This window comes from Acidimicrobiales bacterium (genome assembly GCA_036491125.1).
Classification (GTDB): Bacteria; Actinomycetota; Acidimicrobiia; order Acidimicrobiales; family AC-9; genus AC-9.
Genome location: DASXCO010000015.1, coordinates 1 through 25,633, shown reverse-complemented (window position 1 = coordinate 25,633; position 25,633 = coordinate 1). Strand labels below are relative to the sequence as shown.

At 70.5% G+C, this 25,633-nt stretch carries 30 protein-coding genes; 21 read left to right on the top strand and 9 right to left on the bottom strand.

The genetic code is table 11. The annotated features are described in order from the left end of the window. From VGF64_01000 to VGF64_00975, 6 genes are all read left to right on the top strand, one after another. On the top strand, positions 1-993 hold a 993-nt coding region (locus VGF64_01000), incomplete at its 5' end, for a hypothetical protein (GenBank protein HEY1633306.1). Positions 994-1,134: 141 nt separating this feature from the next. Further along, on the top strand, positions 1,135-1,605 hold the full coding sequence (locus VGF64_00995; GenBank protein ID HEY1633305.1) for an MOSC domain-containing protein: 471 nt from the start codon (positions 1,135-1,137) through the stop codon (positions 1,603-1,605). A gap of 37 nt (positions 1,606-1,642) precedes the next feature. Further along, a complete protein-coding gene (locus tag VGF64_00990; protein ID HEY1633304.1) occupies positions 1,643-2,062 on the top strand; it encodes a DUF6351 family protein in 420 nt (139 codons plus the stop codon). Between the two features lie 326 nt (positions 2,063-2,388). Continuing rightward, positions 2,389-2,994: a DUF6351 family protein gene (locus tag VGF64_00985; GenBank protein HEY1633303.1), complete on the top strand. Its 606-nt coding sequence runs from the start codon at positions 2,389-2,391 to the stop codon at positions 2,992-2,994. 85 nt (positions 2,995-3,079) lie between these two features. Further along, positions 3,080-4,150, top strand: coding sequence for a DUF4097 family beta strand repeat-containing protein (locus VGF64_00980; GenBank protein ID HEY1633302.1), 1,071 nt, complete (start codon positions 3,080-3,082; stop codon positions 4,148-4,150). Continuing rightward, positions 4,147-4,815 (top strand): PadR family transcriptional regulator, encoded by a 669-nt coding sequence (locus VGF64_00975; GenBank protein ID HEY1633301.1) that lies wholly within the window; start codon positions 4,147-4,149, stop codon positions 4,813-4,815. The genes VGF64_00980 and VGF64_00975 overlap by 4 nt, the downstream gene beginning before the upstream one ends. A 677-nt stretch (positions 4,816-5,492) precedes the next feature. On the opposite strand, the gene VGF64_00970 is transcribed toward VGF64_00975, so the two are convergent. Then, positions 5,493-5,645: a hypothetical protein gene (locus VGF64_00970; protein ID HEY1633300.1), complete on the bottom strand. Its 153-nt coding sequence runs from the start codon at positions 5,643-5,645 to the stop codon at positions 5,493-5,495. A 425-nt stretch (positions 5,646-6,070) separates the two neighbouring features. Between VGF64_00970 and VGF64_00965 the strand changes: the two genes are divergently transcribed. After that, entirely contained in the window at positions 6,071-6,319 is a 249-nt protein-coding gene (locus VGF64_00965; protein HEY1633299.1) for a hypothetical protein, read from the top strand. Positions 6,320-6,365: 46 nt separating this feature from the next. Here VGF64_00965 and VGF64_00960 read toward each other — a convergent pair whose 3' ends face one another. Then, positions 6,366-6,935, bottom strand: a complete 570-nt coding sequence (locus VGF64_00960; protein ID HEY1633298.1) for a hypothetical protein — start codon at positions 6,933-6,935, stop codon at positions 6,366-6,368. A 271-nt stretch (positions 6,936-7,206) separates the two neighbouring features. Here VGF64_00960 and VGF64_00955 point away from each other — a divergent pair, with 271 nt between their 5' ends. The 3 genes from VGF64_00955 (at position 7,207) to VGF64_00945 (ending at position 9,711) form a co-directional block, all read left to right on the top strand. Next, positions 7,207-7,743 carry a hypothetical protein gene (locus VGF64_00955; protein ID HEY1633297.1) on the top strand — a complete coding sequence of 179 codons (537 nt, stop codon included), beginning with the start codon at positions 7,207-7,209 and terminating at the stop codon, positions 7,741-7,743. Between the two features lie 160 nt (positions 7,744-7,903). Next, positions 7,904-9,376, top strand: coding sequence for an ammonium transporter (locus tag VGF64_00950; protein ID HEY1633296.1), 1,473 nt, complete (start codon positions 7,904-7,906; stop codon positions 9,374-9,376). Further along, on the top strand, positions 9,373-9,711 hold the full coding sequence (locus VGF64_00945; GenBank protein HEY1633295.1) for a P-II family nitrogen regulator: 339 nt from the start codon (positions 9,373-9,375) through the stop codon (positions 9,709-9,711). Before VGF64_00950 ends, VGF64_00945 begins: the two co-directional genes overlap by 4 nt. A gap of 148 nt (positions 9,712-9,859) precedes the next feature. Here VGF64_00945 and VGF64_00940 read toward each other — a convergent pair whose 3' ends face one another. From VGF64_00940 to VGF64_00915, 6 genes are read right to left on the bottom strand one after another with little or no spacing between them, the layout of a single operon-like run. Then, positions 9,860-10,210: a VOC family protein gene (locus tag VGF64_00940; GenBank protein ID HEY1633294.1), complete on the bottom strand. Its 351-nt coding sequence runs from the start codon at positions 10,208-10,210 to the stop codon at positions 9,860-9,862. Next, positions 10,207-10,692 (bottom strand): thioesterase family protein, encoded by a 486-nt coding sequence (locus VGF64_00935; GenBank protein ID HEY1633293.1) that lies wholly within the window; start codon positions 10,690-10,692, stop codon positions 10,207-10,209. The genes VGF64_00940 and VGF64_00935 overlap by 4 nt, the downstream gene beginning before the upstream one ends. A gap of 26 nt (positions 10,693-10,718) precedes the next feature. Then, positions 10,719-12,059, bottom strand: coding sequence for an adenylate/guanylate cyclase domain-containing protein (locus tag VGF64_00930; GenBank protein ID HEY1633292.1), 1,341 nt, complete (start codon positions 12,057-12,059; stop codon positions 10,719-10,721). A 12-nt stretch (positions 12,060-12,071) separates the two neighbouring features. Next, on the bottom strand, positions 12,072-12,875 hold the full coding sequence (locus tag VGF64_00925; protein ID HEY1633291.1) for an ABC transporter permease: 804 nt from the start codon (positions 12,873-12,875) through the stop codon (positions 12,072-12,074). Then, positions 12,862-13,818 (bottom strand): ABC transporter ATP-binding protein, encoded by a 957-nt coding sequence (locus VGF64_00920; protein ID HEY1633290.1) that lies wholly within the window; start codon positions 13,816-13,818, stop codon positions 12,862-12,864. Before VGF64_00920 ends, VGF64_00925 begins: the two co-directional genes overlap by 14 nt. A gap of 5 nt (positions 13,819-13,823) precedes the next feature. Then, entirely contained in the window at positions 13,824-14,918 is a 1,095-nt protein-coding gene (locus VGF64_00915) for a hypothetical protein (protein ID HEY1633289.1), read from the bottom strand. A 114-nt stretch (positions 14,919-15,032) separates the two neighbouring features. Here VGF64_00915 and VGF64_00910 point away from each other — a divergent pair, with 114 nt between their 5' ends. From VGF64_00910 to VGF64_00870, 9 genes are all read left to right on the top strand, one after another. Then, complete coding sequence (locus tag VGF64_00910) at positions 15,033-16,292, top strand: molybdopterin-dependent oxidoreductase (protein ID HEY1633288.1); 1,260 nt, start codon at positions 15,033-15,035, stop codon at positions 16,290-16,292. Further along, positions 16,293-16,748 (top strand): hypothetical protein, encoded by a 456-nt coding sequence (locus VGF64_00905; GenBank protein HEY1633287.1) that lies wholly within the window; start codon positions 16,293-16,295, stop codon positions 16,746-16,748. Then, positions 16,745-18,397, top strand: coding sequence for a hypothetical protein (locus VGF64_00900; GenBank protein HEY1633286.1), 1,653 nt, complete (start codon positions 16,745-16,747; stop codon positions 18,395-18,397). Before VGF64_00905 ends, VGF64_00900 begins: the two co-directional genes overlap by 4 nt. Further along, on the top strand, positions 18,394-19,038 hold the full coding sequence (locus tag VGF64_00895; protein ID HEY1633285.1) for a glycosyltransferase family 2 protein: 645 nt from the start codon (positions 18,394-18,396) through the stop codon (positions 19,036-19,038). Before VGF64_00900 ends, VGF64_00895 begins: the two co-directional genes overlap by 4 nt. Positions 19,039-19,063: 25 nt before the next feature. After that, positions 19,064-19,708, top strand: a complete 645-nt coding sequence (locus VGF64_00890) for a DUF2064 domain-containing protein (protein ID HEY1633284.1) — start codon at positions 19,064-19,066, stop codon at positions 19,706-19,708. Continuing rightward, a complete protein-coding gene (locus tag VGF64_00885) occupies positions 19,705-20,412 on the top strand; it encodes a class I SAM-dependent methyltransferase (protein ID HEY1633283.1) in 708 nt (235 codons plus the stop codon). The genes VGF64_00890 and VGF64_00885 overlap by 4 nt, the downstream gene beginning before the upstream one ends. Next, entirely contained in the window at positions 20,409-21,470 is a 1,062-nt protein-coding gene (locus VGF64_00880; GenBank protein ID HEY1633282.1) for an NAD-dependent epimerase/dehydratase family protein, read from the top strand. Before VGF64_00885 ends, VGF64_00880 begins: the two co-directional genes overlap by 4 nt. Positions 21,471-21,545: 75 nt before the next feature. Next, a complete protein-coding gene (locus VGF64_00875) occupies positions 21,546-22,325 on the top strand; it encodes a response regulator transcription factor (GenBank protein HEY1633281.1) in 780 nt (259 codons plus the stop codon). After that, positions 22,322-23,494: an ATP-binding protein gene (locus VGF64_00870; GenBank protein ID HEY1633280.1), complete on the top strand. Its 1,173-nt coding sequence runs from the start codon at positions 22,322-22,324 to the stop codon at positions 23,492-23,494. Before VGF64_00875 ends, VGF64_00870 begins: the two co-directional genes overlap by 4 nt. Here VGF64_00870 and VGF64_00865 read toward each other — a convergent pair. Continuing rightward, positions 23,482-23,670 carry a hypothetical protein gene (locus VGF64_00865; protein ID HEY1633279.1) on the bottom strand — a complete coding sequence of 63 codons (189 nt, stop codon included), beginning with the start codon at positions 23,668-23,670 and terminating at the stop codon, positions 23,482-23,484. The two genes, VGF64_00870 and VGF64_00865, sit on opposite strands and share 13 nt — an antisense overlap. A gap of 242 nt (positions 23,671-23,912) precedes the next feature. Here VGF64_00865 and VGF64_00860 point away from each other — a divergent pair, with 242 nt between their 5' ends. After that, on the top strand, positions 23,913-25,139 hold the full coding sequence (locus tag VGF64_00860; GenBank protein HEY1633278.1) for a CBS domain-containing protein: 1,227 nt from the start codon (positions 23,913-23,915) through the stop codon (positions 25,137-25,139). Continuing rightward, complete coding sequence (locus VGF64_00855; protein ID HEY1633277.1) at positions 25,129-25,626, top strand: DUF1003 domain-containing protein; 498 nt, start codon at positions 25,129-25,131, stop codon at positions 25,624-25,626. Before VGF64_00860 ends, VGF64_00855 begins: the two co-directional genes overlap by 11 nt. Positions 25,627-25,633: the final 7 nt, after the last annotated feature.

Below are 25,633 nucleotides of genomic sequence, written 5' to 3'. Positions count from 1 at the left end.
GCCAGCGCGCTGGCGGCGATCACCGCCGCCGTGCTGGCCTCGTTCTTCGGCGTGGCCGGGACAGTCGTGGGCGCCGGGGTGGTCAGCGCCGCCGCCAGCATCGGCAATGCCGTGTACTCCTACTGGATCAACTCGACGAACAAGGCGCTGCGAGTGACGATCCCTTCGGCATTCAGGGACACGATGCCGTCCGCCGTCAAGCAGCCGGCCGCGACCGTCCGCGCGCTTGTGGATAGCGGCGCCCGTGTCTCCGCCCGCTCGTCGGGCGGGACCGGGGTCGACGGCGTGGATCCTGACAACACCAACGAGGCGCCGGTCCTGGATCCGTCCGTCAAGGTCGGGCCTCCCGGTCGCCCAGCCGCTCCACCGATCCCGCCGGATCGGGGTCGGGGCGTACCACCGCCACCGCCACCGCCACCGCCACCTCCGGGCCAAGGAGGACGGACGGGCGGCGACTTCGGCGCGCACATCGAGGCGCGGTGGTCGAGTCTGCGCCGCCTGGTCGGTTCTCTGCGCTGGCGCAACATCGCCCTCGCCACGGTGGCGGTATTCGTCCTGTCCATGACCGCGGTGACCGTTGTCGAGGCCCTGGCGAAGAAGCCGCTGTCGGGGATCGTCGGCGGCTCGACCCCCGCCGGCGCCACGACATCGTTCGGTGGGCTGGTGAGCGGCAGCCAGGCCAAGCCCGCACCGACGCCACCGTCGACGCCATCGAGCTCGACCACGACCAACCCGCAGACGACGACACCTAACGGTTCGTCGACGACCACCCCATCTCCCTCGTCGAGCTCGACCACGCCGTCGACCACGACCACCACGCCGTCATCATCGACCAACCCGTCGACACCATCGGGTTCGAACGGCTCCACGCCGGGAACCTCCGGCCCGACGTCCGGCGCCACGCCGGGGGGCTCGTCGTCGTCATTCGGAGGCACAGCGACGGGTGCCACGTCATCCGGTGGCGCCTCCGGCACCCAGTCGGCCGGCGGCTAGCAACGGTCGGCGAACACGGGCGACGACCGTTCTTGTCGCGTTTGGGGGCGCCTCGAAGGCGAAGCGGACGAGGAGCGCACCCCAGGGAGCAAAAGACGTTGACGACACCGGCAGCGGCGTCGATGCTTTGGCATGGATGGCGTGGTCGCAGGCCTCTACCTCAGCGCGACGGCGGCTGACGACATGCAGCGTCAGGACGAGGTGGAGGTACACGCCTCGGGTGTGGTCGGCGACCGCTACGCGTCCGAGAGCGGAAGCTGGTCGTCGAGGCCCGGCTCCGGGCGGGCGTTGACACTCGTCGAGGAGGAAGCCATCGAGGCCGTCCGCCGGGACTACGGCATCGAGCTGGCGCCGGGGGCGACGAGGCGCAACGTCGTCACGCGCGGCATCGCACTCAACCACCTGGTGGGTCGCACCTTCCGTGTGGGTGAGGTCGAGGTCATCGGCCTCCGGTTGGCGGAGCCGTGCACACATCTGGAGGCCCTGACCACGAACGGCGTGCGCCGGGCCTTCGTGCACCGGGGCGGCCTGCGGGTGGAGGTCGCGACCCGCGGTCGGATAAGGGTGGGCGATCCCGTGCGCACGCTTGAGGACCGCCCCGGCCCCGAGTAGCGTCCTAGACCGCCGTGTAGACGGGGAAGGAGCTGGGGTGCTCGGGGTGCGTCCTCGTGCGGGTGGGTTCGGTACGCGCTGTCGCGCCTGGGCGAGCCTGGTCACGGCCGGCCTGCTGGTCACGGCGCTCAGCCCGAGCGCGACGGGTGCCAGCCAGGGCACGGCGCGCATTGACGTGCTCTCGGCCAGACCGGACCTGATCTCGGGAGGCGTGGCGTTGGTGGCCGTCGAGCTTCCCGCCGGCGCCGATCCGTCCGCCGTGCGTATGTCCGTCGGCACACGGGACGTGACCAACGACTTCGCCGTCCGGCCGAACGGGCGTTACGAGGGGCTGGTCACCGCTTTGCCGGACGGACCGAGCGTCCTGGTGGCCCGGCTCGCAAACGGCTCGGGGGCGCGGCTGACGCTCACGAGCCATCCCATGGGCGGGCCGGTGCTGTCGGGGCCCCAGGTCTAACGGTGTGTCGTCGTCGGAGCGCTACAACGCCACGACCAATCCCCACGGGGTCCGCTGCGACCTTCAGGACTACATGGTCAACGTGTTCGGCCGGCCTCCTGGTGACGGGTTCGTGGGACGTCCGCTCGACAATGTGGGCGTGCAGTACGGGCTCGACGCGCTCCTCCGCGGCCAGATCTCGCCAGCGCAGTTCGTCGATCTCAATGCCAAGATCGGCGGTTTCGACATCGACGCCAACTGGCAACCAGGGCGCGTGACCGCCGATCAGCCAGCACTGGCGAACGCCTATCGGAGCGGCGCCATCAACGAGGCGAACAACTCGAGAGATGTGGCGATCATCGACCTGCGCGGTCCCGACCCTGGGGCGTTCCACGACGTTCTACCGGGCCTTCGCCGTCCGGGCCCGCCTCGACCGCCAGAACGGCACCCATGCCAATCAGGTCATCTGGGAGGGGGCGGCACCGCTCATCGGCGACGTCAACTACACGACGACGGGCCTGCTCGCCATGGACCGGTGGCTGAGCTCCGTCGAGCGAGACCATCGCGACCTGTCGCAGGCGCGCAAGATCATCGATGACAAGCCGGGGGACGTGCACGACCAGTGCAGCGACGGTGTCGGGCAGGTCGTACCCAGCCAGGTGTGCCAGGCGGTCGTGCAGGCCTACTCGACGCCTCGCATGGTCGCGGGCGAGTCGATCGCCACGGACGTGAACAAGTGCCAGCTCCAGCCGTTGACCCGCTCAGGGTACGGCGGGGTGCACTTCACGGATCCGCAGTGGGCGACGCTCCAGCGGGCCTTTCCGACCGGGGTCTGCAACTGGAGCGAGCCGGGTGTGAGCCAGGCTCCGACCGTGCCATGGCTCACCTACCAGGGCCGTTCGGGCGGACAGCCCCTCGGCCCGCCTCCCTCGTCGGTGCCCATCGGAGGTTGACGCGATATATCTTGACTTGCCACCACTCGCGACATATCGTGTTCGTGCCGAGCAGGGGACGGGCGCCGAGAGCGGGAGGGTGAGCGTGGAGTACCTGGTCGAGCCCGGCAGTGAGGGCCTGAGTCTGGATCTCGAGGGCCTGGAGGCGGCGCACCTTCGAGTGGGCGGCGGCGAGTTATCCCTGGCCGGCACGTCCTCACCCCCGCGGCTCGAGGTCGACGGCGTGACCGACGAGCCAGTCTCGATCCGGCTGCACGACGGCGTGCTCACCGTCGACCACTCGTCGACGTGGTCGGGGCGGTCCGTGCGCCCCCGAGCCACGATCACGCTCACCATGCCGCCCGCGGCGGCGACGACGGTCCACAGCGAGTCGGCAGCCCTCGTGGCCGCCGGCCTGGCCGGTCAGATGTCGTTCAGGACGGCATCTGGTGAGGTCACGGGCACGTGGCTGTCGGGTGACGTCAGGGTGCGCACCATCTCGGGCGAGGTGGCGCTCGACGGGGTGGCCGGGCGGCTCCAGGTGGAGTCCGTCTCGGGCCCTGTCACCGTTGTCGGAGGCCGACTGCAGGAGGCGGCCATCAGCACGATGACCGGCGAGGCCGTGGCCGATCTCGATCCGCGTCCCGGCGCCCGCTGCTCGTGTTCTTCCGCATCGGGTCCGGTGACGGTGCGCCTGCCGGCCGACGCCAACGTCGACTTCGAGGCGCAGTCGCTGATGGGACAGGTCGACGTGCCCGACTGGGCCGAGAGGTCGGAGGAGGAGGTGCCGCCGTGGTCCCACGGGTGGCCAGGGATGGCGCATGCCTGGTCGGGCGTCGCCGCAGCTTGGGCCGCCCGGACCGGCGAGTGGGCCGGCCGGGCCGGCGCGATCGCTGATCGGGCTGGCGCCTGGGCCGACGCAGTGGCGGGAGCGGGGGTGCGGCTCCTGGGCGATCCCCCGGGCGTGGCGGGGAGGGCGAGACTCCTGGGCGACGCCGCGGGCGCGAGGCTCCTGGGGGACCCCCCGGGGATGTGGGCTCGTGGCTGCCGGCACCTCGGTGGTCTCGGCACCGTCGTGCGCGGTCGGCTCGGCCAGGGCGACGTCACCTTGCGGATGGCCAGCCTGCTCGGGGACATCTCGATGGTCTGTGGGGCGCCGGTCGAGGCCGTGGCATGAGCCGGGTGTTCTCCCACGGCCGGTTGAGGCTGTTCCTGCTGCTGCTGTTGGCCGAGCGGCCCAATCACGGCTACGAGCTGATCAGGCTCCTGGAGGACCGTTTCCTCGGCCTCTACACGCCGTCTGCGGGCACGATCTACCCGCGCCTCGCCGCACTCGAAGAGGAGGGTCTGGTCGAGCACGACGAGATCGAGGGCCGCAAGGTCTATCGCCTCACCGATAACGGGCGGGCCGAGCTCGAGGCCCACCGGCACGAGCTACGCGATCTCGAGGCCCGCGCCGCCGAGTCGGCCCGCCACATGGCGCACGAGATCCGCCACGAGGTGAAGGCCTCGGTGCGGGAGCTGCGCCAGGAGCTTGGCGTGGCCATGCGCGACCTTCGGCGCGAGGAACGGCGTACGGCCCGTGAAGCGGCGAAGCATCGGCGCGGGGACCACCGCGGCCATGACGACCGCGGGGACGAGGCGGACGCGCCTGACGCGCCGGATCGGCTCGTCCTCCGGTCGCTCAGCGCCGATCTCGACGCCTTCGTCACCGACGTCATGACGGCCGCTCGACGGCAACCGATGGATAGCGATCGGCTCCGGGCTGTGCGAGAAGGGCTCCTTGCCGCTCGCGAGGCGGTCATCGGGGCCTTGAGCGGCAATAGGCCGCCCTCGGCCTGAGCCTCACGCCCAACCCAAATTGACCGGCCCTTTGGGACCAGGCTTCGCACGCGGCTTACTCATCACGATCTATTGCATGGGGAGTATGGCTCCCGATCGTGCCCGAAAAGGGGAGCCCAATTACCCCATGGGGGTGGGAAAGTTCACCTCGCCATCGGGGCCAGAAGGCCCTATTGTCGGGTTCGACCGGAGGATGCTGTCGTTCCCGGGGAGCGGCAGGTTCGATGGTTTGCGGCGGGTCCTGGAATTCCAGTGGCCCGGAGGGGGGATTCGTAGTGCAAAACACCGGCAATGGGGGGACCTGCAAGGCCCATACGGGCAACGGGCGACCGTGCCGAAATCAGGCCGCACCGGGGAGTCAGCTCTGCGGCCGACACGATCGAAACGACAAGCCGTCGCCCTGGTGGTGGACCAATGCCCCGGAGCTGCTGCGGGCGTGGGACGACGAGTCCGTCGAGGCCGACGACCGGCAGCGGCTGGAGCTCAAGCGACTCTTCGGTCCACCTCGCACCCGGCGCATTCGGAGTGGCCGAAGCAGCAGATCATCCAGAAACGGATCGGGTCGTCCGTCGGTGGCACATCGCGGACCGGACCGGGATGACGGGACGTGACGAGCAAGCTCATTTAGGAGCTCCTCTGCTGGCATGCAAGCGGCGCGTCCGGTGCGCGGTGCGGCCTCACCTGAACACGCCCAGGGGCGAGTCGCAATTCGGGCAGATGACGACCTCCTGTCCGTCGCGGGCAGCGACGAACCGCAATTGCTCGCGGCAGTGCTGGCAGATGTTCCGCTTGAGGAACGGCCACGGATTGCGGCCGATCGGTACGCTCACGATGCCCCCCGGTCACGCCGAGAGCAGGCGTTGACATTCACGCAGCGTCGACCTGACGCCCTCACTCTCCCTCCGGCACAACGAGCGCCGGACACTATGTGAATGTCCACGGCGCCCCCCTTCGCCTAGGACACAAAGGGCGACCGGGAGTCCCCCCCAGATAGGTCTCACGCCCGCCCCCTATCCCGGTCGTTCAAGCGTACCTGCTGCCCGTTTTTTTCGCTCTGGATCGCGCTCGACCCCCCAGGTCGGGGAGATGTGGTTCGAGGCACACGACGCGGGGGTGCCCGGTCGACGCCACCCGGTGAGCCGACATCAGCCGTGGGACCGTTCATCGAGCGTTCACACCGGGGCAATCGGCGCTTGACCAGGGAGGAGTTCAATCACATCGAGGCTCCCGTGCCGGAGAGAAGGTGAGGAGAACCATGGAGCACACGGCGTCGTCGGAGACATCCGGATACCTACCCCGGGGACCCGAGGTCGGGGAGCTGGTGGAGGTGGCTACCCGCTTCACCGGAAGCTGGAGTCGAGGCTTCGTCGTCGACGACGTCGAGCACCACGGCTACCGACTGCGGCGGCTCTCGGACGGGCATGTCCTTCCGATCACCTTCTCGGCCCACGAGCTGCGGGCTGACAGACGGCGCACGCAAGTTCCCAGCGCCAGAGGGGCCTGAGCCGGCGAACACCAGGAACACGGAGACCAGCGGGCACAGTCAACCGCTATCGGGCGTACGACGTTGGATCCCGCCCGTCCCGCCCGCGGCTCGGTGGCATCTGGCGAAGGTCGCTGAGCACGTGGCCGCCGTTCACGTACAGGATCCCCAGGCCGAGGGGCTTGATGCGCCGCCGCAACCGGGTCAACTGGACCCGCAGGGTGTCCCGTTGCCCACCGCCCTCGGGCCAGCCGCGGGTCAGCAGCTCGGCATCCTCCACCACCTGACCGAACGACTCGACCAGCGCCGTCGCCAGTCGCGCCGTCACACCCGACAACGGCACCCAGCGTCCACCGTGGAACAGCCGGCCGTTGTCGTCGAACTGGGGGACCGTGGCGACCCGGTGACGGTCCGCCACCCGACGGGCGAGCGCCTCCAGACGGGCCTGGGCCTCGCCGAGGTGCACCGGCATGCGCACCCAGTCCTGGAGGGGATCGTCGAGCCACGGCACGGGCTCGTCGCCGCGCGCGAGCACGAGCCGCGCGGTGCCCGACTCTGCGAACCAGCGCAGAAGCTCCTCGTCCTCGGGCCAGTGCACGACGGCCACGATCACCGGCTCGGAGTCGGCGTGGGCCATCGGGACCTCGTACGAAACCCCCTGCGAGGGCCCATACGAGGGCGCAGCTCTGTCCGGTTCCCGCACGTGGACACCTCCTCGCTCGTGTGTGGATCGTACGACTCGCCTGTTTCGTGCCTCTTCAGTGCATGTAAACGGCGCGTTAATCAGCGGGCCCTTCTGTTTCAGTTCCGATGCCGAGGCTGTTAACGCGCTGTTAATCAGCCTGTCGAACGCCTGTGACGTACGAGCCTTACCTTCTGCGCCATGCCTAACGGAAGGGTTGGCTGACGTGGCAACGAACTCATCACGTGCAGTGCTCGACCGACCTCGGTCGGGTGCTCGTGAACGCCCTGGACCCCTCACCGTCCGCCTGGCCGAGCGGCACCGCTGGGTCGGCTTGTTCGCGGCGGTCACCGCTGCCGGAGGGTTCGGCGCTCTGTGGGTGCCGAACCTCGGCAGCCCGGTCGCGACCGGCGCCACCGGGACCAGCTACCTGCTCATCGGCCTGGTGCTCTCCAGTCTCCTCGCCGCCTCGACCGTGACGCGCCGAGGCGTGCTCATGGCGGGAGGAGCATTGCTCGTGGCCGTCGGGCCGTGGGGACCCGAGTTCTACATCCAGATCTTGTTCTTCCTCTATGCGGTCTTCCTCATGGTGATGGTCGCCCGTCAGACACGGGCCCCCAGCAGCGGCGGCAGCCGTGTCTCCGCCTTGCTCTCTGGGCTGCGCCTCAGGTTCGCTCCCGCGCCCGGACGGGCAGCTGGTGCCGCGCGCCCACGACCGGCGAGCTCGGCGCGCTACACCGCGCCGCAGCGCCGGAGGAGGTGAGGAGCTCTGGCGCAGTGTCACGACCTGGTCTGGAACTTCAGGTAAGTCGAGACGCCGGCGCGACCGGCGGGCAATCGGTGCTCGGGGCGATCGTCCTGAGCAAGCGTTCAGAACGACAGCCTAGGAGGTGGCTGGTTTGCTCCACCCGTATCCAACCTATTTGAACGCCGGGGACAACAGCTTTCAGCTGATAGCGGCGACCCTCGTGGGTCTGATGAGCATCCCCGGTCTGGCCGTCCTGTACGGCGGCCTGGTCCAGAAACGCTGGGCCGTCAACACCTTGATGATGACCTTCACGGGGTTCTCCGTGGTGCTCGTCGCCTGGGTCCTCTGGACCTACGACATGGGCTTCGGGACGCCTTGGCACGTCGGCCCAGGGATCCTCAACAGCATGGTCGGCATCCCGGGGCAGGTGGTGGGCCACGGGACGGAGCAGAGTCAGGCCAACATCCCGTTGCTCAGCGGGGCCGGACTGATGCCCCAGTTCCGTTTCCCGCAATCCACCCTCGTCTACTTCCAGTTCGTCTTCGCCGCCATCACGCCCCTGCTGTTCATGGGGAGCGTGCTGGGCAGGATGAACCTCAAGGCGTGGGTCCCCTTCGTCCTGCTGTGGAGCACCTTCGTGTACTCCGTGAACGCCTTCCTGATCTGGGGAGGCGGCTACTGGGCGTCGAAGGGAGCGATCGACTGGTCCGGTGGTTACGTCATCCACCTGGCCGCCGGGACCTCCGGGTTCGTGGCGGCGGCGGTGATCGGACCCAGATTGAAGCGCGACCGAGAGATCGCCGCGCCCAACAACCTGATGTTCGTGGCTGTCGGGGCTGGTCTCCTGTGGCTGGGCTGGAACGGCTTCAACGGGGGTGACCCGTACTTTGCCGGGGCTGCTGCCTCCACCGCCGTCATCAATACCAACCTGTGCGCGGCTTCGGCACTGCTCGTCTGGGTTCTCTGGGACATGTTCGCCGGTCCGCAGAAGAAGCCGACCTTCCTGGGCGGCGTCAACGGCATGATCGTCGGGCTGGTGGCTATCACCCCCGCTGCCGGTTTCGTCGACGGCACGGGCGCCCTGCTGATGGGCGTCATCGCGTCGAGCATCGTGTGGCTGGCATGGAACAAGCTCTCCAAGGTCCGGCCGTTCAGCAAGGTCGACGACGCCATGGGGGTCGTGTACACCCACGGGATCGCCGGCCTTACCGGTGGTCTGCTCGTCGGCTTCTTCGCCAACCCCGATGTCATCGAGTACATCGGGTCTGGTGGCACATCCAGCGTGTCATTCCGCGGCCTCATCTACGGGCACCCATGGCTGGTGATGCTCCAGTTCATGACGGCCCTCACCATCATCGGATGGGACGCCATCATGACCTTCATCCTGCTCAAGATCGTCGGGGTGTTCGTGCCCTTGCGGTACACCGACGAAGAGCTCGCACTCGGTGACGTCGCCGTCCACGACGAGGAGGTCTATCCCGACGAGCGGGTGCTCGAACGGGTCGGCTCCCGATCGGGGGCATTGGCCAGCAGCGTCGAGCCGCGGGGGACTGCGGCCGGCGGGGGAGGGGGACCCGATGTCGCCCTCCCACCAACCGGTATGACAGCGTCGACCGACGAGAGGACCTGGGAAGGAGGCGGCCGATGAAGCTCGTCACAGGAGTCGTCAAGCCGTTCAAGCTCGATGACGTACGCGAGGCCCTCAAGAAAATGGGCGTGCAAGGCATGACCATCGGAGAGGTGCAGGGCTTTGGGCGCCAACGTGGGCATACCGAGGTCTACCGGGGCGCCGAGTACCAGGTGGAGTTCGTGCCCAAGGTGCGCTTCGAGGTCCTGGTCGACGATGCCCACGCCGACGAAGTGGTGGAGGCCATGACCAACGCAGCGCGCACCGGCAAGATCGGCGACGGCAAGATCTGGGTCACCCCGCTGTCGGAGATCGTCCGGGTGCGCACCGGAGAGCGGGACAGCGAGGCCTTGTAGCCACTCGCAACGCTTCCTCCCGGGTGGCGGGGACAGGAGTCGGGTCGACGATCCGTCTTCTGTCCCCGTTGCCGCGTCCGGGTTCCGGCCGCCCGTACCGCCTCGTGCGCCGCGCCCACGAACGGGCGCTGCGCCCGACACCGATGGCTCAGCCGGGCTGATGCAGCTCGATGAGATTGCCGTCGGGGTCGCTGACGAACGCCTGTTGCGACGCGGCGATGGGAATGGGATCGCTCACGGCGATGCCGCGGGAGCGCAGCTCGTCGATCGTCGCGCCGAGGTCCTCGACCTGAAGGGCGAAGTGCTGGCCCTCGTCCGGCGGCAGGTCGCCCTCGACCAGGTGGACCTGCTGGCCACCGGCGTCGAGCCAGGCCCCGCCGAAGCCGAGGTCCGGTCGGTCGGACCGCGCCGAGAGACCGAGCACGTCACAGTAGAAGCGCACCGCCTCGGGAGCATCTTTGACCTTTATCGACACGTGATGAACACCGAGCGCTCTCACGATTCCAGTCTCTCGCGATCGGGCGGCTCCTGCTGGAGATACGGCGCGAACCGTCCACGGAGCTCGGAGGAGACCCGTGCCGGTTTGCCCGTGTCCAGCCTGACGAAGAGCCCCAGTTGCCGGGCAGTGGCGGCCAGCTGGCCGTCAGAGGTGATGCGAAAGTCGATGGTCGCGGACGCGGCCCGCAGCTCGGTCAGATCCAGGGACAAGTGCACCGGGTCGCCGAGCTTGAGCGGCAGCCGGTAGTCGATCTCGGTGCGGATCACGAGGGGCGCCAGGCCCAGCTCCAGGAGCTCGTGGGTCCTGTAGCCGATGTCGGTAATAAGCTGGATGCGTCCGATCTCCAGCCATCGGATGTAGCTGATGTTGCTCACGTGGCCCGCGAAGTCGATGTCGAAGGTGTAGATGTCGAGGTCGATCTCGACCGTGCGGTGGACGGCCGAGCCGTCGTGACTCCCGCGATCCTCCGGGCGCCGGCGCATGGGCGAGAGCGTAGACGCCGCCAGCGTCACGGGGACTCGGGCACGGTGACGCTGAACAGCCTCCACTGGCCGGGCACGCCCTTGAGATCGTGCTCGCCCTGGTCCTCGAAGCTCACACCGGACCCGGCCACGAGATCGACCACCGTACGGGAGACCAGGACCCGGCCGGCCGGGGCCAGGGCGGCGACGCGCGCCGCGATATGCACGGCGATGCCGCCGATATCCTCGCCGAGCTGCTCGCACTCGCCGGTGTGGATGCCGGCGCGCAGTCTCAGACCGCGCTGGCGGGTCCGGGCCCCCAACCGCTCCGCGCACCGTATGGCGCGGGCGGGGCCGTCGAAGGTCGCCAGCACGCCGTCACCGGTGGACTTGACCCAGCGGCCTCGGTGCAGGGCGATCTCCTGGCGGCTGATCTGGTCGTGGTCCGCCAGTACCTCGCGCCAGCGCCGGTCGCCCAGCTCCGTGGCCTGCTCCGTCGAGCCGACGATGTCGGTGAACAACACGGTGGCGAGCACCCGGTCGGGCTCCTGCGCGCCGCGTGCGCCGGTGAGCTGGTCCTCGATCTGGTCGAGCTCGGTGTCGGCTCCTTCGCCCCAACCGGGGTGGTCGTGCCCGGCGAGCTCGACGAATCGGGCACCGGGGATGTGCTCGGCGACGTAGCGGCCGGCGGCCAACTCGACGTACGGGTCGTCGCGGCGGTGGAGGACGAGCGTCGGCACCCGCACCGACGGCAGCACGGCCCGGACGTCGGTGTGCTCCAGCATCCGCCAGAACGGGACGACCGAGCCCGGGCTGAGCGAGTAGCGCTCCAGTCGGGCCCACCACTGCACCGACGCCGCGTCGGCCTGGCTGGGGGCCGCGACCTCCTGACTGACGCCTCGACCCCATTCCCGGGAGACGGTCTCGACTATGCCGTGCCACTCCTCGGGGTCGGGCGCCCACGGAAAGTCCGCCGACCGGGTGATCCGGGGCCGCGCCCCGCTCAGCACGAGGGCCGCCGTCCGCTCGGGATGGGCGGCCGCGAAGAGCATGCACAGCAGGCCGGCGTCGCCGCCGCCGATCAGCGTGGCCCGCTGCGAGCCGACGGCGTCCATCACCGTCTGCACATCGTCCATCTGGTCCTCGAGCGTCGGCAACGGACAGGCTCGATCGGAGAGCCCGGTTCCCCGCTTGTCGAAGTGGATCACCCTGGCGAACGACCCCAGCCGCCGGAGGTAGTGGGCGGACGCCTCGTGCTCCCATAACAGCTCCACGTGGGAGAAGATCCCCCATACGAACACCGCGTCCTGGTCGCCCTGGCCGAAGACGTGATAGGCGATGTGCACCCCGTCAGCGGTGCGCGCATAGCGTGTCTCCGGCGCGTCCACTCTCGTCCCCCCTCAGCTCGTGATGTCCTTCGTCGAGAACCTAGCCCAGGCGGCCCCGAGGAAGATGAGGATGTAGACGCCCTGGATGAGGAAGCCTCGGGTCACGTTGTGCCAGAGGATCGGGAAGCGGAAGATGTCCACGAACGACAGCCAGTAGTGCGTGGGAAGGTACGGCTTGAGCACGGCGGCGGCGTCGAGGAGGTCGAGGACCTCGGAGCACACCAGCACGGCGATGGCCCCCAGCCCCGCGCCGACGGGCGAGTCGGTGAGGACCGAGGCGAAGATGGCGATGGCGGCGACGCCGAGCATGGAGACCATGGCGAACACCACGGCGACGAAGATGCGCAGGGTGGCGTCCTGGGCCGGTACGGTCTGGCCCGAGACGGTGGCGAGGGGATGGACGCCGAACAGCGAGGCGCCGACGATGAAGCCCACCCCGGCGATCACGAGGACAGCCAGCACGACGAAGATGCTGACGGTCGCCAGCTTGGCGAGCAGGAGATAGCCGCGCGACACCGGCCGGATCAGCAGGTACCGGAGCGTGCCCCCGGCCGCCTCGCCGGCAACGGCTTCGCCACCCACCATGGCCACGGCGACGGGCAGGAACAGCGGCAGCACGAGGCCCAGGGCGGCCACGGGGAACAGGCTGCCGTTGCTGAGCACCTCGGCCAGCAGGGGTGGGCCCGTCCCCGGCCGGGGAGCGACCCCGGTCACCTTGAGCAGGATGCCCACCACTACGGGCAACCCGGTGAGCACGGCGATGATCAGCCAGGTGCGGGGGCGCACGATCAGCTTGTAGAGCTCAACCCGCAGCATCGTCCCGCGGCCCTTCGCTCGGCGTGCTCCGGTCGGCGGTCTGGTGACCCGTGAGGTCCAGGAAGAGATCCTCCAGCCGGCGCCGCTCGATGACGAGCTCCCGCACCCGCACGCCCTTCTCGACCAGCGCCCGATTGAGCTCCTCCGGGGCCTTCCCGTCGAGGGCCAGGACCACCGAGCTCGGCGTCCGGTCGTGGACGCGCACCCCGGCGATGCTCGGGGCCAGCTCGACGGCGGCGCCTACGTCTGGGGTCGCGACCCGGACCCGACCGGTCGGTGCCAGCAGCTGGCTGACGTCGCCCTGGGCGAGCAGGCGGCCGTCCGACATGATCGCCGCCCGGTTGCAGATCAGCTCGACCTCGCCCAGCAGGTGGCTGGAGAGGAAGACCGTCGTCCCCTGGGCCACGAGCTCGCGCAGCAGGTCGCGGATCTCGTGGATCCCCTGGGGGTCCAGCCCGTTGGTCGGCTCGTCGAGGATGACGAGGCGGGGGCGGCGGAGGAGGACTGCGGCGATGGCCAGGCGCTGCTTCATGCCTGTCGAGTAGGCCTTCACCGGCCGACGGGCGGCGCCCTCCAGTCCCACCTTGTCGATGACGTCGCCGATCCGGCGCCGACGTCCGGCGCGCGTGTCGTCCCGGCGCGCCGCCTCGATGAGAGCGAGGTTCCTCGCGCCCGACAGATGTCCGTAGAAGCCGGGTTCTTCCACGATGGCGCCGATCCCCGGCAGGACCGCCCCGCCCTCGGCGGGCATGTTGCGGCCGAGCACGCGGATGCGCCCGGCGCTGGGGAACACCAGGCCGAGCAGCATCCGCACCGTTGTCGACTTGCCAGACCCGTTCGGTCCGAGGAAGCCGTAGAGGTCGCCCTCCTGCACCTCGAGGTCCAGGCGCTCGACCGCGGTGACCGTGCCGTAGTGCTTGATCAGCCCGCTGGTCTCGATCACGGCGCTCACAACGGCGCCCGTCGCAGGTACGGCAGGTTGCCGGCGAGGCTGGCGAGCTGCGCGGGGGGGACGGCGCCGATGATGGCGTACAACGCACCTCCGTTCGACACCACGACCCCGTTGAGCAAGGGCGTGGGCACCAGCCTCCCCAGACCCACGGGGGTGTCGATGGTCGGTAGACGGGCAAGCTGCCGGTCGAACTGGTTGCCGGCTCGGCCGGGGATTCCGACCGCGGCCACAACCGAGAAGCCCGAGCCGTAGGTGGCGACGGCCGCCGGATAAGGAGTCCGCCGGGCGAGGGACCCGAGGACGTTCGGAAGCAGGATCGGAGACCGTTGGTCGATGCGGGCCGCCACGTCGACGTCGTCCCAGTCGTTGTACTGGATCGCGCCCGACGGAGGCCGGAACGTGACCAGCGATGACGAAGGACGCGACTGCGAGACGTCCAGGAACCGGGACCGCAGCACGGGGCGCGAGGTCCCCTTGGCGTAGACGGCCACCTCGAGGGGGAGCCCGCTCCTCGGGTCGACCCACAGATCGACGGCGGCGATCGTGGTGGCGGCGCTGTGCGGCGTGATCCGGAGCCCGGCGGCGGCGACGTTGGCGACTCGCTTCGGTGACTCGGCCCGCACCTCGTCGGACGTGGCCGCCGCGGCCAGGAGCCGTCCCAGCTCGGGCGGCAGCAGGTCGGTGGGACGGACGAGCCGGGCTCCGGGTTGGCCCTCGACGCGCGTCGTCTTGTGATGTCCGGAGTCCCACATCCACACCCCGCTCGGGTCCGCGTAGGTGTCCTTCTCCCCGACGGTGGACTCCTGATCGACCCGCCAGCGGTCGGTGCCGTCCACCCAGGCCCGGAGGCGGGAGGTGTTGTTGAGCAGATCGGTCGCGTCGCCGGCCTCGGCGATGTCGGGCAACCCCAGGTTCGCCTCGCTGAGCGCGTACCCCTGATACGGCACCGCCGTGGAGTTGACTACCCGCTGGAGAAGAGCCGAGGATGGGGGTGCAGCCACGGACACCGGCACGGCGCCCACGACAGCCGGGATCGCGATCAGGACGGCGACGCCAACCGCCACCACGATCCACCGCCATGCCCGGCCCACGGACCCACCGTAGGTTGGCGTTGGGGAAACCGGTACGCGGTGTCAGGAATTAAAGAAGTCTGAACTGTCCTCCGGAGCCGGCGAGCGGCGGGCGCGACGGGGCAGGATTGGGCCGTGACCCGGCGCCCCCCCTGGCCGTTCAGGCCGAGAGTCTGGCGAAGCCCGCTGAGGGGACCGTGGCTGACGAGCGTGCTGGGCTCGGTCCTCTTGATCGGGATCCCGGTGCTCTTCGTGACCGGGCTCGTCTCCTACGCCGCCTACAACCCGCGGCTCGGGCACAACGACACCACGCCGGCGCGCGGGGTCCTGGGCTTCTACCTCTTCAGTTGGATCACCAACCCGTCGTGGATCTACCGGGTCAGCCAGGGCACGCACGTGATCCTCGGCCTGGCGCTGACCCCGGTCCTGCTGGCCAAGCTGTGGTCGGTCATCCCGAGGCTGTTCGCGTGGCCTCCTATCCGTTCGATCGCCTACGCGCTCGAACGCGCCAGTCTGGTGCTGCTCGTCGGCGGCGCCGTGTTCGAGTTCTTCACGGGCATCTTCAACGTCGAGTACTTCTACCCGTGGAAGTTCTCCTTCTACGACGCGCACTTCTTCGGGGCCTGGGCCTTTCTCGCCGGCTTCAGCGTGCACCTCGTGCTGAAGACGCCTCGACTGGTGACGGCACTCCGTAGCCGCAGCCTGCGGGCGGAGCTGCGCACCGGCGTCGCTGACACCGTCCCCGAACCTCCTGAGCCCGACGGCCTCGCACCGGTCGCACCGTCTGCGCCCACGATCTCGCGTCGCGGCCTGCTCGGGGTCGTCGGCGGCGCCTCGTTCGTCGTGCTCGCCCTCACCATCGGTGAGTCGGTCGATAGCCTGCGCAGCACCGCATTGTTGGCCCCGCGGGGCCGTTCGTACGGTGGCGGTCCCACCGACTTCCAGGTCAACCGGACGGCGGGCGCCGCCGGGATCCGTCCCGAGCTCACCGGTGACGCGTGGCGCCTCCTGCTGCGGGGCCCGGTGGTCCTTCAGCTCTCGCGCTCGCAGTTGCTGTCCCTCCCGCAGCACACCTACCGGCTGCCGATCGCGTGCGTGGAGGGGTGGTCGACCGAGCAGACCTGGTCAGGTGTCCGTCTGGCCGACCTCGCGCGTATGGCGGGAGCGCCTGCTCCGGCGTCGGTGTACGTGCAGTCTCTCGAGGAGAACGGCGCGTTCGGACAGGCCACGCTGAGCGCGTACCAGGTGACCGATACCCGTTCCCTGCTCGCCCTCCGAGTGAACGGTGTGGACCTCTCGCCCGATCACGGCTACCCGGCCCGGGTGATCGTCCCCGCCGCCCCAGGTGTGCACAACACCAAATGGGTCCGCCAGATGAGCTTCGCGGTGAGCTGAGTGGAGCGGCTTCGTCGCGCCTACGGCGCACGACTCGCCCACCTGGCGCTGCTCGCCGGGTGCTTCGCCTTCGCCGGCTACGTCGTCGACCGCGTGCTCAAGGTGCCCTACGCGTGGATGATCGGCGTCTACTTCGTGGCCGCCGCGGTTCTCCACGACTTCGTGCTGTTCCCGCTCGACGCGCTCGTCGACCGTGTGATGCGCCGCATCCACCTGCCGTCCGGTCACGGCGCGGCGCCGCCCCTGATCAACCACATCAGGATCCCGGCGCTGCTGTCGGGGTTGCTGTTCCTGATGTTCTTCCCGCTCGTGCTGGGCCTCGGTCAACACACCTACCGATCGGCGACCGGTCTCGGGACCGGTCCGTACCTGGGGCGATGGCTGTTGGTGACCGGCATCCTGTTCGCCGGCTCCGGCCTCCTCTACCTCGGTCGGCTCTGGAGAACCGGCAGGTGAGCGACGTCGCCACTGCTGTCAAGCCAATCCCGCCCGACATCGAGTCGGCGCCGGTGAGACCACGTCGGGAGCGGCACTGGCTCGACCGGGCTCCCGGCACGGCGCTCGGGTGCGTCGCCCTGCTTCCCGTCGCCGCCTATCTCTGGGTCGCACTGCACCGCATCGGCTACCCCTTCGAGCTCGAGTGGCTCGAGGGGGGTGCGGTCGGCATCGTGCAGCGGGCGGCCGCCGGCCACGGGCTGTACGTCCAGCCGTCGCTCCACTATGTGCCGTGGCCGTACCCACCGCTGTACTTCTGGACGTCGGCTGCGGTGGCGCACGTGACCGGTGTCGGTTTCCTGGCCCTCCGGCTCGTGTCGCTCACGGCCTCGCTGGCGACGTTCCTGGTGATCTACGTCCTCGTCAGCTCTGTTCCTGGCGGCTTCACCGCCCCGGACGGGGCCCCATCCCCGCGCCGGGGGGGACCCCAGCCCCGCCGCCGGCCGTTGGAGACGCGTGACCGCGTCGCCGGCTTGTGCGCCGTCGGCCTCTTCGCCGCCACGTTCCGGCTCACCGGCGCCTGGCTGGACATCGGCCGGGTCGATTCGCTGTTCCTGCTGCTGTTCCTGTTGTCAGTCCTGGTCGCCACGCGGGCCCGGTCATGGCCGGGCGGGATTGCGGTCGGCGCGCTCGTCTTTCTCGCCTTCTTCACCAAGCAGACGGCGCTCGTGGCCGCCGTCCCCTTGCTGGCCTGGCTGCTGCTCCGCCGGCCGCGGGTCGGAGCGAGCGCCGTCGGGACGACGGCTGTCCTCGTGATCGGGTCGACCACGGTCATGAACGCGCTGTCGCACGGCTGGTACGGCTACTACGTCTTCGGTGAGCTGGGCCACCAGCCGTTTGTGTCCGGCGCCCTGACCGGGTTCTGGATCTACGACCTCTGGCGCCCCTTGGGGGTGGCCCTGCTGCTGGGCGCGGCGGGGGTGCTGGCGCTCGGGGCTCGTCGCCGCCATTGGGCACTTCGCCCCGACGGGTTGGGCTTCGACCTGGCTGTCGTGCTCGGCCTCGTCGGCGCCAGCTGGGCGGGGCGGCTGCACAGCGGGGGGTGGGACGACGTGCTCATCCCGGCGGCAGCCGCCGTGGCGCTGCTCGTCGGCCGGGCCGTCGGCGCCCTGCGCCGGGCGCCGCCACTCCGGTGGCGCTGGCTGGCCACGGCGCTGCTCGCCGGCCCCCTGGTCGTCCAGCTCGGCCAGCTCCGCTACCCGCTGGCGGCTCAGATCCCGACCGCGGCCGACCATCGGGCGGGGACCCAGCTGGTCGCCACCCTTCGTCGCCTGCCCGGACAGGTCATCGTGCTGGACCACCCCTGGTACGCGACGCTCGCGGGCAAGGGAACCTCGGCCCAGGAAGACGCGATCTACGAGGTGCTGCGGAGCGGCGACGACCGCGGCCGCCGCGTCCTCCTGCGTGATCTGCCCGGGGCCGTGGCTTCACCGGCGGTCGGTGCGGTCGTGCTCGACGACACCGACGACGAGCGGGGCTTCGCCGACGTGCTGCAGCGGGAGTTCGTCCAAGTGCCGGCGCCGGTCGTCTCGGGCAGTGCCTTCTATCCGGTCACCGATCAGCGGCTGCGACCGACCTTGCTCTTCGTCCGGCGGACGGCACCGCAATGACGGTGCAGGTCGTGCTCCCCGTGTTGAACGAGGCCGAGGCCCTGCCGTGGGTCCTGCAACGAATGCCGCGCGGCTACGAGCCGTTGGTGGTCGACAACGGCTCCACCGACGGCTCGGCCGAGGTCGCCCGCCGGGCGGGCGCCGAGGTCGTGTCCGAGGTCCGGCCCGGCTTCGGCTGGGCCTGCTTCGCCGGGCTGGTCGCGGCGTCGTCGGAGCTGGTCTGCATCATGGACTGCGACGGATCGCTCGACCCGCTCGACCTCGAGTGCGTGACCGCTCCGGTGCAAGCCGATGGAGCCGACCTGGTGCTCGGCGCCCGTCACGCCGACCGGGCCGCCTGGCCGCTGCACCTGCGGGCTGCCAATCGGGCGTTGTGCGTCGAAGTGCGGCGCCGCACCGGCGTGCACCTCTCGGACCTCGGCCCCATGCGGGCGGCGCGCCGCGATGCGCTCCTGAGCCTCGGTATCGCGGACCGTCGGTTCGGCTGGCCCCTCGAGATGGTGCTGCGGGCCGGGGCGGCGGGATGGAGGGTGACCGAGGTCCCGGTCAGGTATCGGCAGCGGGTCGGACGGTCGAAGGTGACCGGCACCCTCAAGGGGACGGTGCGCGCCGCGCGTGACATGGGGGCGGCCTTGCGATGACCGTCGACCGCAAGAGGAGGTCTCGGTGCACGTGCTCGTGATGGCGAAGGCACCGGAGCCGGGCCGGGTCAAGACCCGGCTGTGCCCACCGTGTGATCCGGTCGAGGCTGCGGCTCTGGCCGAGGCCGCCCTCGTCGACACGTGTGAGGCCGTTGCCGGGTGCGGCGCCCAGCGCAAAGTCCTGGCCCTCGAGGGGGAGCCCGGCTGCTGGCTGCCGCCGGGGTTCGAGGTGATCGCCCAGCGGGGGCGGACGCTCGACGAACGTCTGGCGCACGCTTGGATCGACACCGGCGGGGCCGGAATCCAGATCGGCATGGACACCCCCCAGGTGACGTCGGCGGCCCTGGACGAGGCGCTCGGGTCGCTGGCCGCGGGCTCGAAGACCGCTGTCCTCGGGCCGGCCCTCGACGGGGGGTGGTGGGCGATCGGTCTCGACCACCCCGACCCTCGGGTGTTCCTCGGCCTGCCGATGAGCACGCCATACACCGGCGCGGCCCAGCGTCGGCGCCTGCGGGCCCTGGGGCATCGGGTCGTCGAGCTGCCCACGCTGCGCGACGTGGACCACATCGAGGACGCCGTGGCCGTGGCGAGCGAGGTCCCGGGCTCGCGCTTCGCCGCCGCGTTGGCGGGCATCGCCCGACCCGGAGAGCTGGCGGCTCGTTCCGCATGAGGCTCGGTCCGGTCCTCCGCAGTGCCGACGGGTCATCCATCTCGCTGGCGCCGAGCCGCTGGCGCGGTCAACCGACCCTCGCGGAGGAGAGGATCCTGGCCGAGGTCGCGGGACCAGCGCTCGACGTGGGATGCGGGCCCGGTCGCCATGTCCTGGCCCTGGCGAGAAGGGGGGTGCTCGCACTGGGGATCGACATCTCCCCGGTCGCGGTCAGCGTCGCTCGTGACCGGGGCGCCGACGTGCTGCAGGCATGCGTCTTCCGGCCGCTCCCGCTGCAGGGAGCCTGGCGGACCGTGCTGCTGCTGGACGGCAACATCGGCATCGGCGGGTGTCCGGCGACGCTGCTCCGTCGCACCGGGCAGCTCCTCGCGGCCGGAGGCCGTGCGCTGGTCGAGGTCGATCCGCCCGGCACCTCTACCGGCCAGATGCGGGTACGGGTCGAGCACGGCGCGGTCCGTGGACCGTGGTTCGCCTGGGCCCGGGTGGCGGCCTCCCGCTTGCCGCACATCGCCGAGTCCGCGGGCCTGGACGTGTCTGCCGTCTGGGATTCCGGGGGTCGTTGGTTCGCCCGGCTCGATCGCCACCCGGAGGGTGGCGAGCACGCCCACGATGCCGACCGGCGTCACGATGGATGCGTCGGGTGCGGCTCGGGCACCGGTGCCGACGATTGGGCGATCGCGCTGGCGGAAGGAGCATGTGCATGAGGATCCTCGTCACCGGAGGCGCCGGCTTCATCGGGTCCCACGTGGTCGACGACCTGGTCCAGACCGGGGCCGAGGTGCGCGTCGTCGACTCGCTGCACCCGGACGCCCACGTCGGCCTGCCGTCCTATCTGAACGAGAAGGCCGAGTACCACTTCGGCGACCTCTCCGACCCGGAGGTGGCGACGGCCGCGACCGAGGGAGTGGATGCCGTCTGCCACCAGGCTTCCCGGGTGGGCCTGGGGGTGGACTTCGCCGACGTCACCGGCTTCGTCGACGACAACGATCGGGCCACGGCCGTGCTGCTCCGTTCGCTGCACGGCCACGGTTTCGCGGGCCGGATCGTCCTCGCCAGCAGCATGGTCGTCTACGGGGAGGGCGCCTACCTCTGCGCCGACCACGGCCCTGTGCAGCCCTCGCCCCGGCGGCCCGACGATCTCGCGGCCGGACGATACGAGCCGAGATGCCCGGCGTGCCTGGCTCCGCTGGAGCCGTCCGCCGTGACCGAGACCGCCCCTCTCGAGCCCCGCAGCATCTACGCCGCCACCAAGGTGCACCAGGAGCACCTGTGCGCGGTCTTCGGACGCGAGCGGGGCGTGCCGGTCACCCGCCTGCGCTACCACAACGTCTACGGACCGAGGATGCCGCGGGACACGCCTTACGCCGGGGTCGCCAGCATCTTCCGCAGCCGCCTGATGGCGGGGCTGGCCCCGCTGGTGTACGAGGACGGTGCTCAGCGGCGCGACTTCGTCCACGTACGCGACGTCGCCCGGGCCAATCGGCTCGCACTGCTCGCCCCCGAACCGAGGGACGGGCCGCTCAACGTGGCCTCGGGAGAGGTCCGCACCGTGGCGGAGATGGCCGCCGCCCTGCGCGACGCCGTGGGATCGGATGCACCGCCCCCCGTGGTGACCGGCCGGTACCGCCCCGGCGATGTCCGCCACGTGACGGCGTCGCCGGCGCGGGCGTGGGATTGGCTGGGATTTCGCTGCGAGGTCGACTTCGCGGCGGGGATGCGGGAGCTCGCCGGCGCCGACCTGCGACCGGCTCGATCGCCATGAGCAGGTCTTACAGATCGCGAAACTTGCTCCGGCCGCGCTCTCGGCACCCGTGACCCGCGGCCTAGCATCATGGCGATGGAGTGGCTCGCTGCGCCCATGCCCGATGGCCCGGTGCCCGACAACGGGGCCACCCGGGTGCTGGTGGTCGAGGACGATCGCACGGTCTCGGAGGTGGTCGCCCGCTATCTCACCCGGGAGGGCTACGCCGTCGAAGAGGTGGCCGACGGCGCCCACGCCGTCGAGCGGGCCCTCTGCTCGTTGCCGGACCTGGTCGTGGTCGACCTCATGATCCCGGGGCTCGACGGGCTCGAGGTGTGCCGGCGGCTACGGCAGGCGGCCCCCATCCCGGTCATCATGCTGACCGCCAAGAGCGACGAGGCCGATCGCATCGCCGGCCTCGAGCTCGGCGCCGACGACTACGTGTCGAAGCCGTTCTCGCCGAGGGAGCTCATGGCCCGGATCCGGTCGGTGCTGCGCCGGGCTCGGGGTGAGCCGTGGCCTCAGCCCGCCGCCGTGCCTGGCAACGGCGCCGCGTCCACAGGGTGGTCACCGGGCGCCGACCTGCTGTCGGCGGGACGTATCAGCGTCGATCTCGCGGCTCACGAGACCCGGCTCGCCGAGAGGCTGGTGGCCCTCACCTCCAAGGAGTTCGACCTCCTGGTCTTCCTGATGCGTCATCCGCGGCAGGCGTTCAGCCGGGAGGAGCTTCTCGAGCACGTGTGGGGCTACACCTACGGCGACACGTCCACCGTCACGGTCCACATCCGGCGACTGCGCGAGAAGGTCGAGGACGACCCGGCCGATCCACGCCACGTCCTCACGGTGTGGAGCGTCGGCTACCGGTTCGAGCCGTGACCGTCCGCCGGACAGCGCTGCTCGTCTCGGCCGGCGCCCTCGTCACCACCCTGGCCGCGCTGGCTACGGGGATGCCCTGGGGCGATGCGATGACGCTGTCGGGCATCAGCATCGGCGTGGCCGGCGCCGTCGGCGCCATCGGGTGGGGCGCCCTTCGGGGCGTCCGCCGGCGCTCTGTCGCGCTCCAGGCCGCGGTGGTGGCGTTGGCTGTCGTCGCCGCGGTGGGCATCGGCGTGCTCGTCGCCGCGTCCCGGATGTTCATCGACGACCACGACCTCGCCGTGCTCCTGGTGGTCCTGCCCGCGGCCGGCACCGTCGGCATCCTGGCCGCCCTCGTCCTCGGCCACGACCAGGCCCGCCTGGCCGAGTCTCGGGCTCGGGCCCAGGCCGTCGAGGCCTCCCGCCGCGAGCTCGTGGCCTGGGTCTCCCACGACCTGCGCACGCCGCTGTCCGGGATCCGGGCCATGGTCGAGGCCCTCGAGGATGGTGTGGCTGACGACGCCGAGACGGTCGCCCGCTACTACCGGACCATTCGCCTCGAGACCGAGCGCCTGGCCAAGCTGGTGGACGAGCTGTTCGAGCTCAGCAGGATAGGCGCTCACGCCCTCCGGCTGTCGCCCGCGCCCGCGTCGCTCACCGACCTCGTCTCCGACGCCCTCGCCGGCGGCAGGCCCGCCGCCGAGGCCAAGGCGATCCGGCTCAGCGGCCGCGCTGTCGGCTCGGGCCCCACCGTCGTGCTCTCGACCCCGGAGTTCGGCCGCGCCCTTCGCAACCTGCTCGACAACGCCATCCGCCACACGTCCGCCGGCGGACAGGTGATGATCGACGCCGACTACGAGGACGGCTCGGCCACGGTGACCGTCGTCGACTCCTGCGGCGGGATCCCGGCGGACGAGCTCGAGCGGGTCTTCGAGGTCGCCTACCGAGGCGACACGGCCCGTGGCCACGACGGCGGCGAGGGAGCGGGCCTCGGTCTGGCCATCGCCCGCGGCCTCGTCGAGGCGCAGGGCGGGGAGATCGCGGTGCGCAACCAGGGGGCCGGCTGCGCCTTCACCGTGCGGATGCCGTTGGGACGCGAGGGCTCCAACGGTCTAGCCACCAGTGAGCGCGAGGGCGGGGCCGTCGCCGGAGCCGGGCGCGCCGTGCCTGCCGGCGCTCAGCGGAGGTAGCGGGCCGCCCGCCTCGAGATCTGGTCCGCCAGGGCCTGATCGTGGGCGGCCGCCTTGCGCAGCGCCTCCTCCAGCTCTGCCCGGTCACTCAGGATGCGGATGGTCTTGGGCAGGGTGTGCTCGCCGAAGGGAGCTCTCTGCACCGACTTCTCATGGCCATTTGTAGAAGACGCCATGGTCTTCACCCCTCCGTCGCAGGCCTCGCCCGAGTCTTCCCCACGACACCCATCCGATGCTATTGAAGGCCCGTGGCTACGAGCCACAGGTATTGCGCAGTGCCCGTGAAGTCCCGATGAACTCCTGTTGAAGGCTCGTGGTCATCGGTTCAAGACCTCGATCCGAGGGCACGTTCGCACGCTGCGCCGGGCGGGGGAGCGGTCCTCGGTGACGGCTTCCTCTACAACGCTAGCTTGTCGGCGTGGCGGAGCGTCTCGTCTATGTCTCGCGGTTGGTGCGGCTGTCGCTGCTCGGCGTCGACGGGGCCGAGGTGGGTCGGATCGCCGACGTCGTGCTCGCCGCGTGGGGCGGCCGAGACGCGCCAGACGTCCGCGGCTTTCTCGTCGCCCTCGAGCGCCGGCGGGTCTTCGTCGCTGCCGGGCGCATCGCCGAGCTCGGTCACGAGGGTGCCCGCCTGCGCGGGACGATCAGCCTCCGCCAGTTCGAGCTGCGACCGGGCGAGCTCCTCGTCGTGGGGCAGCTGCTCGGACGATCACTGCGGGGCCAACGGGTCGTCGACGTGTCCATCCGCCCTGACTCAGAGGTGCCGTTCGCCTGGGAGGTGGCGACTGTCGCCCTCGGTTCCGGTCGCCGGCTCGCCCGCCGGCGCCCGCAGCAGGTCGTCGACTGGCCCGAGGCCACCGAGCTCTTCAGCGTTCGCAGCCCGGTGGGGCGAGAGGCCGCGGCAATGGGCGCCCTCCATCCCGTCGAGATGGCGGCGGTGATCCGTGACCTGCCCCTTCCCCGGCGACGGGTGCTGGCGGCGGCGCTCGACGATGACCGCCTGGCCGACCTGCTCGAGGAGCTCTCCGAGGACGAGCAGCTGCGCCTGGTGGAAGGACTCGACGGCAACCGGCTGGCCCACGTGCTCGATGAGATGGACGCCGATGACGCCGCCGATCTCCTCGGGGAGCTGTCACCGGATCGTCAGGGCGCACTGCTGGAGGCGATGACCCCCGACGAGGCGGCCCCGGTGCGCCGTCTTCTCGACTACGACCCCGACACCGCAGGCGGGTTGATGAACCCCGAGCCGGTCATCCTCCGGCCTTCGGTCACCGTGGCCGAGGCGTTGGCCCGCATGCGCGACCCGGAGCTCCCCGCGACGCTGGCTGCGCAGGTGTTCGTCACCCAGCCGCCGACCGACACGCCGACCGGTCGGTACCTCGGCGTCTGCGGCTATCAGCGCTTGCTCCGGGAGCCGCCTCCGAGGCCCGTCGGTCGCTGCCTGGACGACCGGCCCGAGCCGGTCCCCGTCGATGCCAGCGCCGCTGCCGTGGCCGCTCGCGTCGCCGCCTACGACGCCCTGGCCGTGGCCGTCACCGACCCCGCCGGGCGTCTCGTCGGCGCGGTCACCGTCGACGACGTCCTCGATCGAGTACTGCCCCCCAACTGGCGAGACCCCAGGAGGACGACACCTCATGGCCAATGAAGACACCCTGGCGATGCCCCGGGGCATCAGCGGCGGGATCCACTACGACCCGGAGGCCTTCGGACGGTTCTCGGAGGGGCTGGCCCGTTACTTCGGCACAGCCCGCTTCCTCGCCATCCAGAGCATCCTCGTGGTGCTCTGGATCACCTTCAATGCCGTGGCCGCCAGTCTGAGCTTCGATCCCTATCCGTTCATCCTCCTCAACCTGGCCTTCTCGACCCAGGCGGCCTACGCAGCACCGCTGATCCTCCTGGCCCAGAACCGCCAGGCCGACCGGGATCGGGCCGAGGTGGAGCGCGACCGTGACGCGGACGCTCGTGAGCTGGCCAACACCGACTTCCTGGCCCGGGAGCTGGCTGCCATGCGGATGGCCCTCGAGGCGAAGGCGTCCCGCGACGACCTCGCCGAGCTCGTTGCCGACCTGGCCGAGAGGCTCGACGGTGCGGCGGCGACCTCTGGGCGCGGTGGCGAGGTCAACCAGACCTGACGGCGTT

Bases quoted from the DNA above. Each gene is read 5' to 3' on its own strand.
- VGF64_00985 (HEY1633303.1), top strand. From the start codon at position 2,389: ATGTGGCGATCATCGACCTGCGCGGTCCCGACCCTGGGGCGTTCCACG.
- VGF64_00975 (HEY1633301.1), top strand. From the start codon at position 4,147: ATGAGCCGGGTGTTCTCCCACGGCCGGTTGAGGCTGTTCCTGCTGCTG.
- VGF64_00965 (HEY1633299.1), top strand. From the start codon at position 6,071: ATGGAGCACACGGCGTCGTCGGAGACATCCGGATACCTACCCCGGGGA.
- VGF64_00960 (HEY1633298.1), bottom strand. From the start codon at position 6,935: ATGGCCCACGCCGACTCCGAGCCGGTGATCGTGGCCGTCGTGCACTGG.
- VGF64_00945 (HEY1633295.1), top strand. From the start codon at position 9,373: ATGAAGCTCGTCACAGGAGTCGTCAAGCCGTTCAAGCTCGATGACGTA.
- VGF64_00935 (HEY1633293.1), bottom strand. From the start codon at position 10,692: ATGCGCCGGCGCCCGGAGGATCGCGGGAGTCACGACGGCTCGGCCGTC.
- VGF64_00925 (HEY1633291.1), bottom strand. From the start codon at position 12,875: ATGCTGCGGGTTGAGCTCTACAAGCTGATCGTGCGCCCCCGCACCTGG.
- VGF64_00895 (HEY1633285.1), top strand. From the start codon at position 18,394: ATGACGGTGCAGGTCGTGCTCCCCGTGTTGAACGAGGCCGAGGCCCTG.
- VGF64_00885 (HEY1633283.1), top strand. From the start codon at position 19,705: ATGAGGCTCGGTCCGGTCCTCCGCAGTGCCGACGGGTCATCCATCTCG.
- VGF64_00880 (HEY1633282.1), top strand. From the start codon at position 20,409: ATGAGGATCCTCGTCACCGGAGGCGCCGGCTTCATCGGGTCCCACGTG.
- VGF64_00875 (HEY1633281.1), top strand. From the start codon at position 21,546: ATGGAGTGGCTCGCTGCGCCCATGCCCGATGGCCCGGTGCCCGACAAC.
- VGF64_00865 (HEY1633279.1), bottom strand. From the start codon at position 23,670: ATGGCGTCTTCTACAAATGGCCATGAGAAGTCGGTGCAGAGAGCTCCC.
- VGF64_00855 (HEY1633277.1), top strand. From the start codon at position 25,129: ATGGCCAATGAAGACACCCTGGCGATGCCCCGGGGCATCAGCGGCGGG.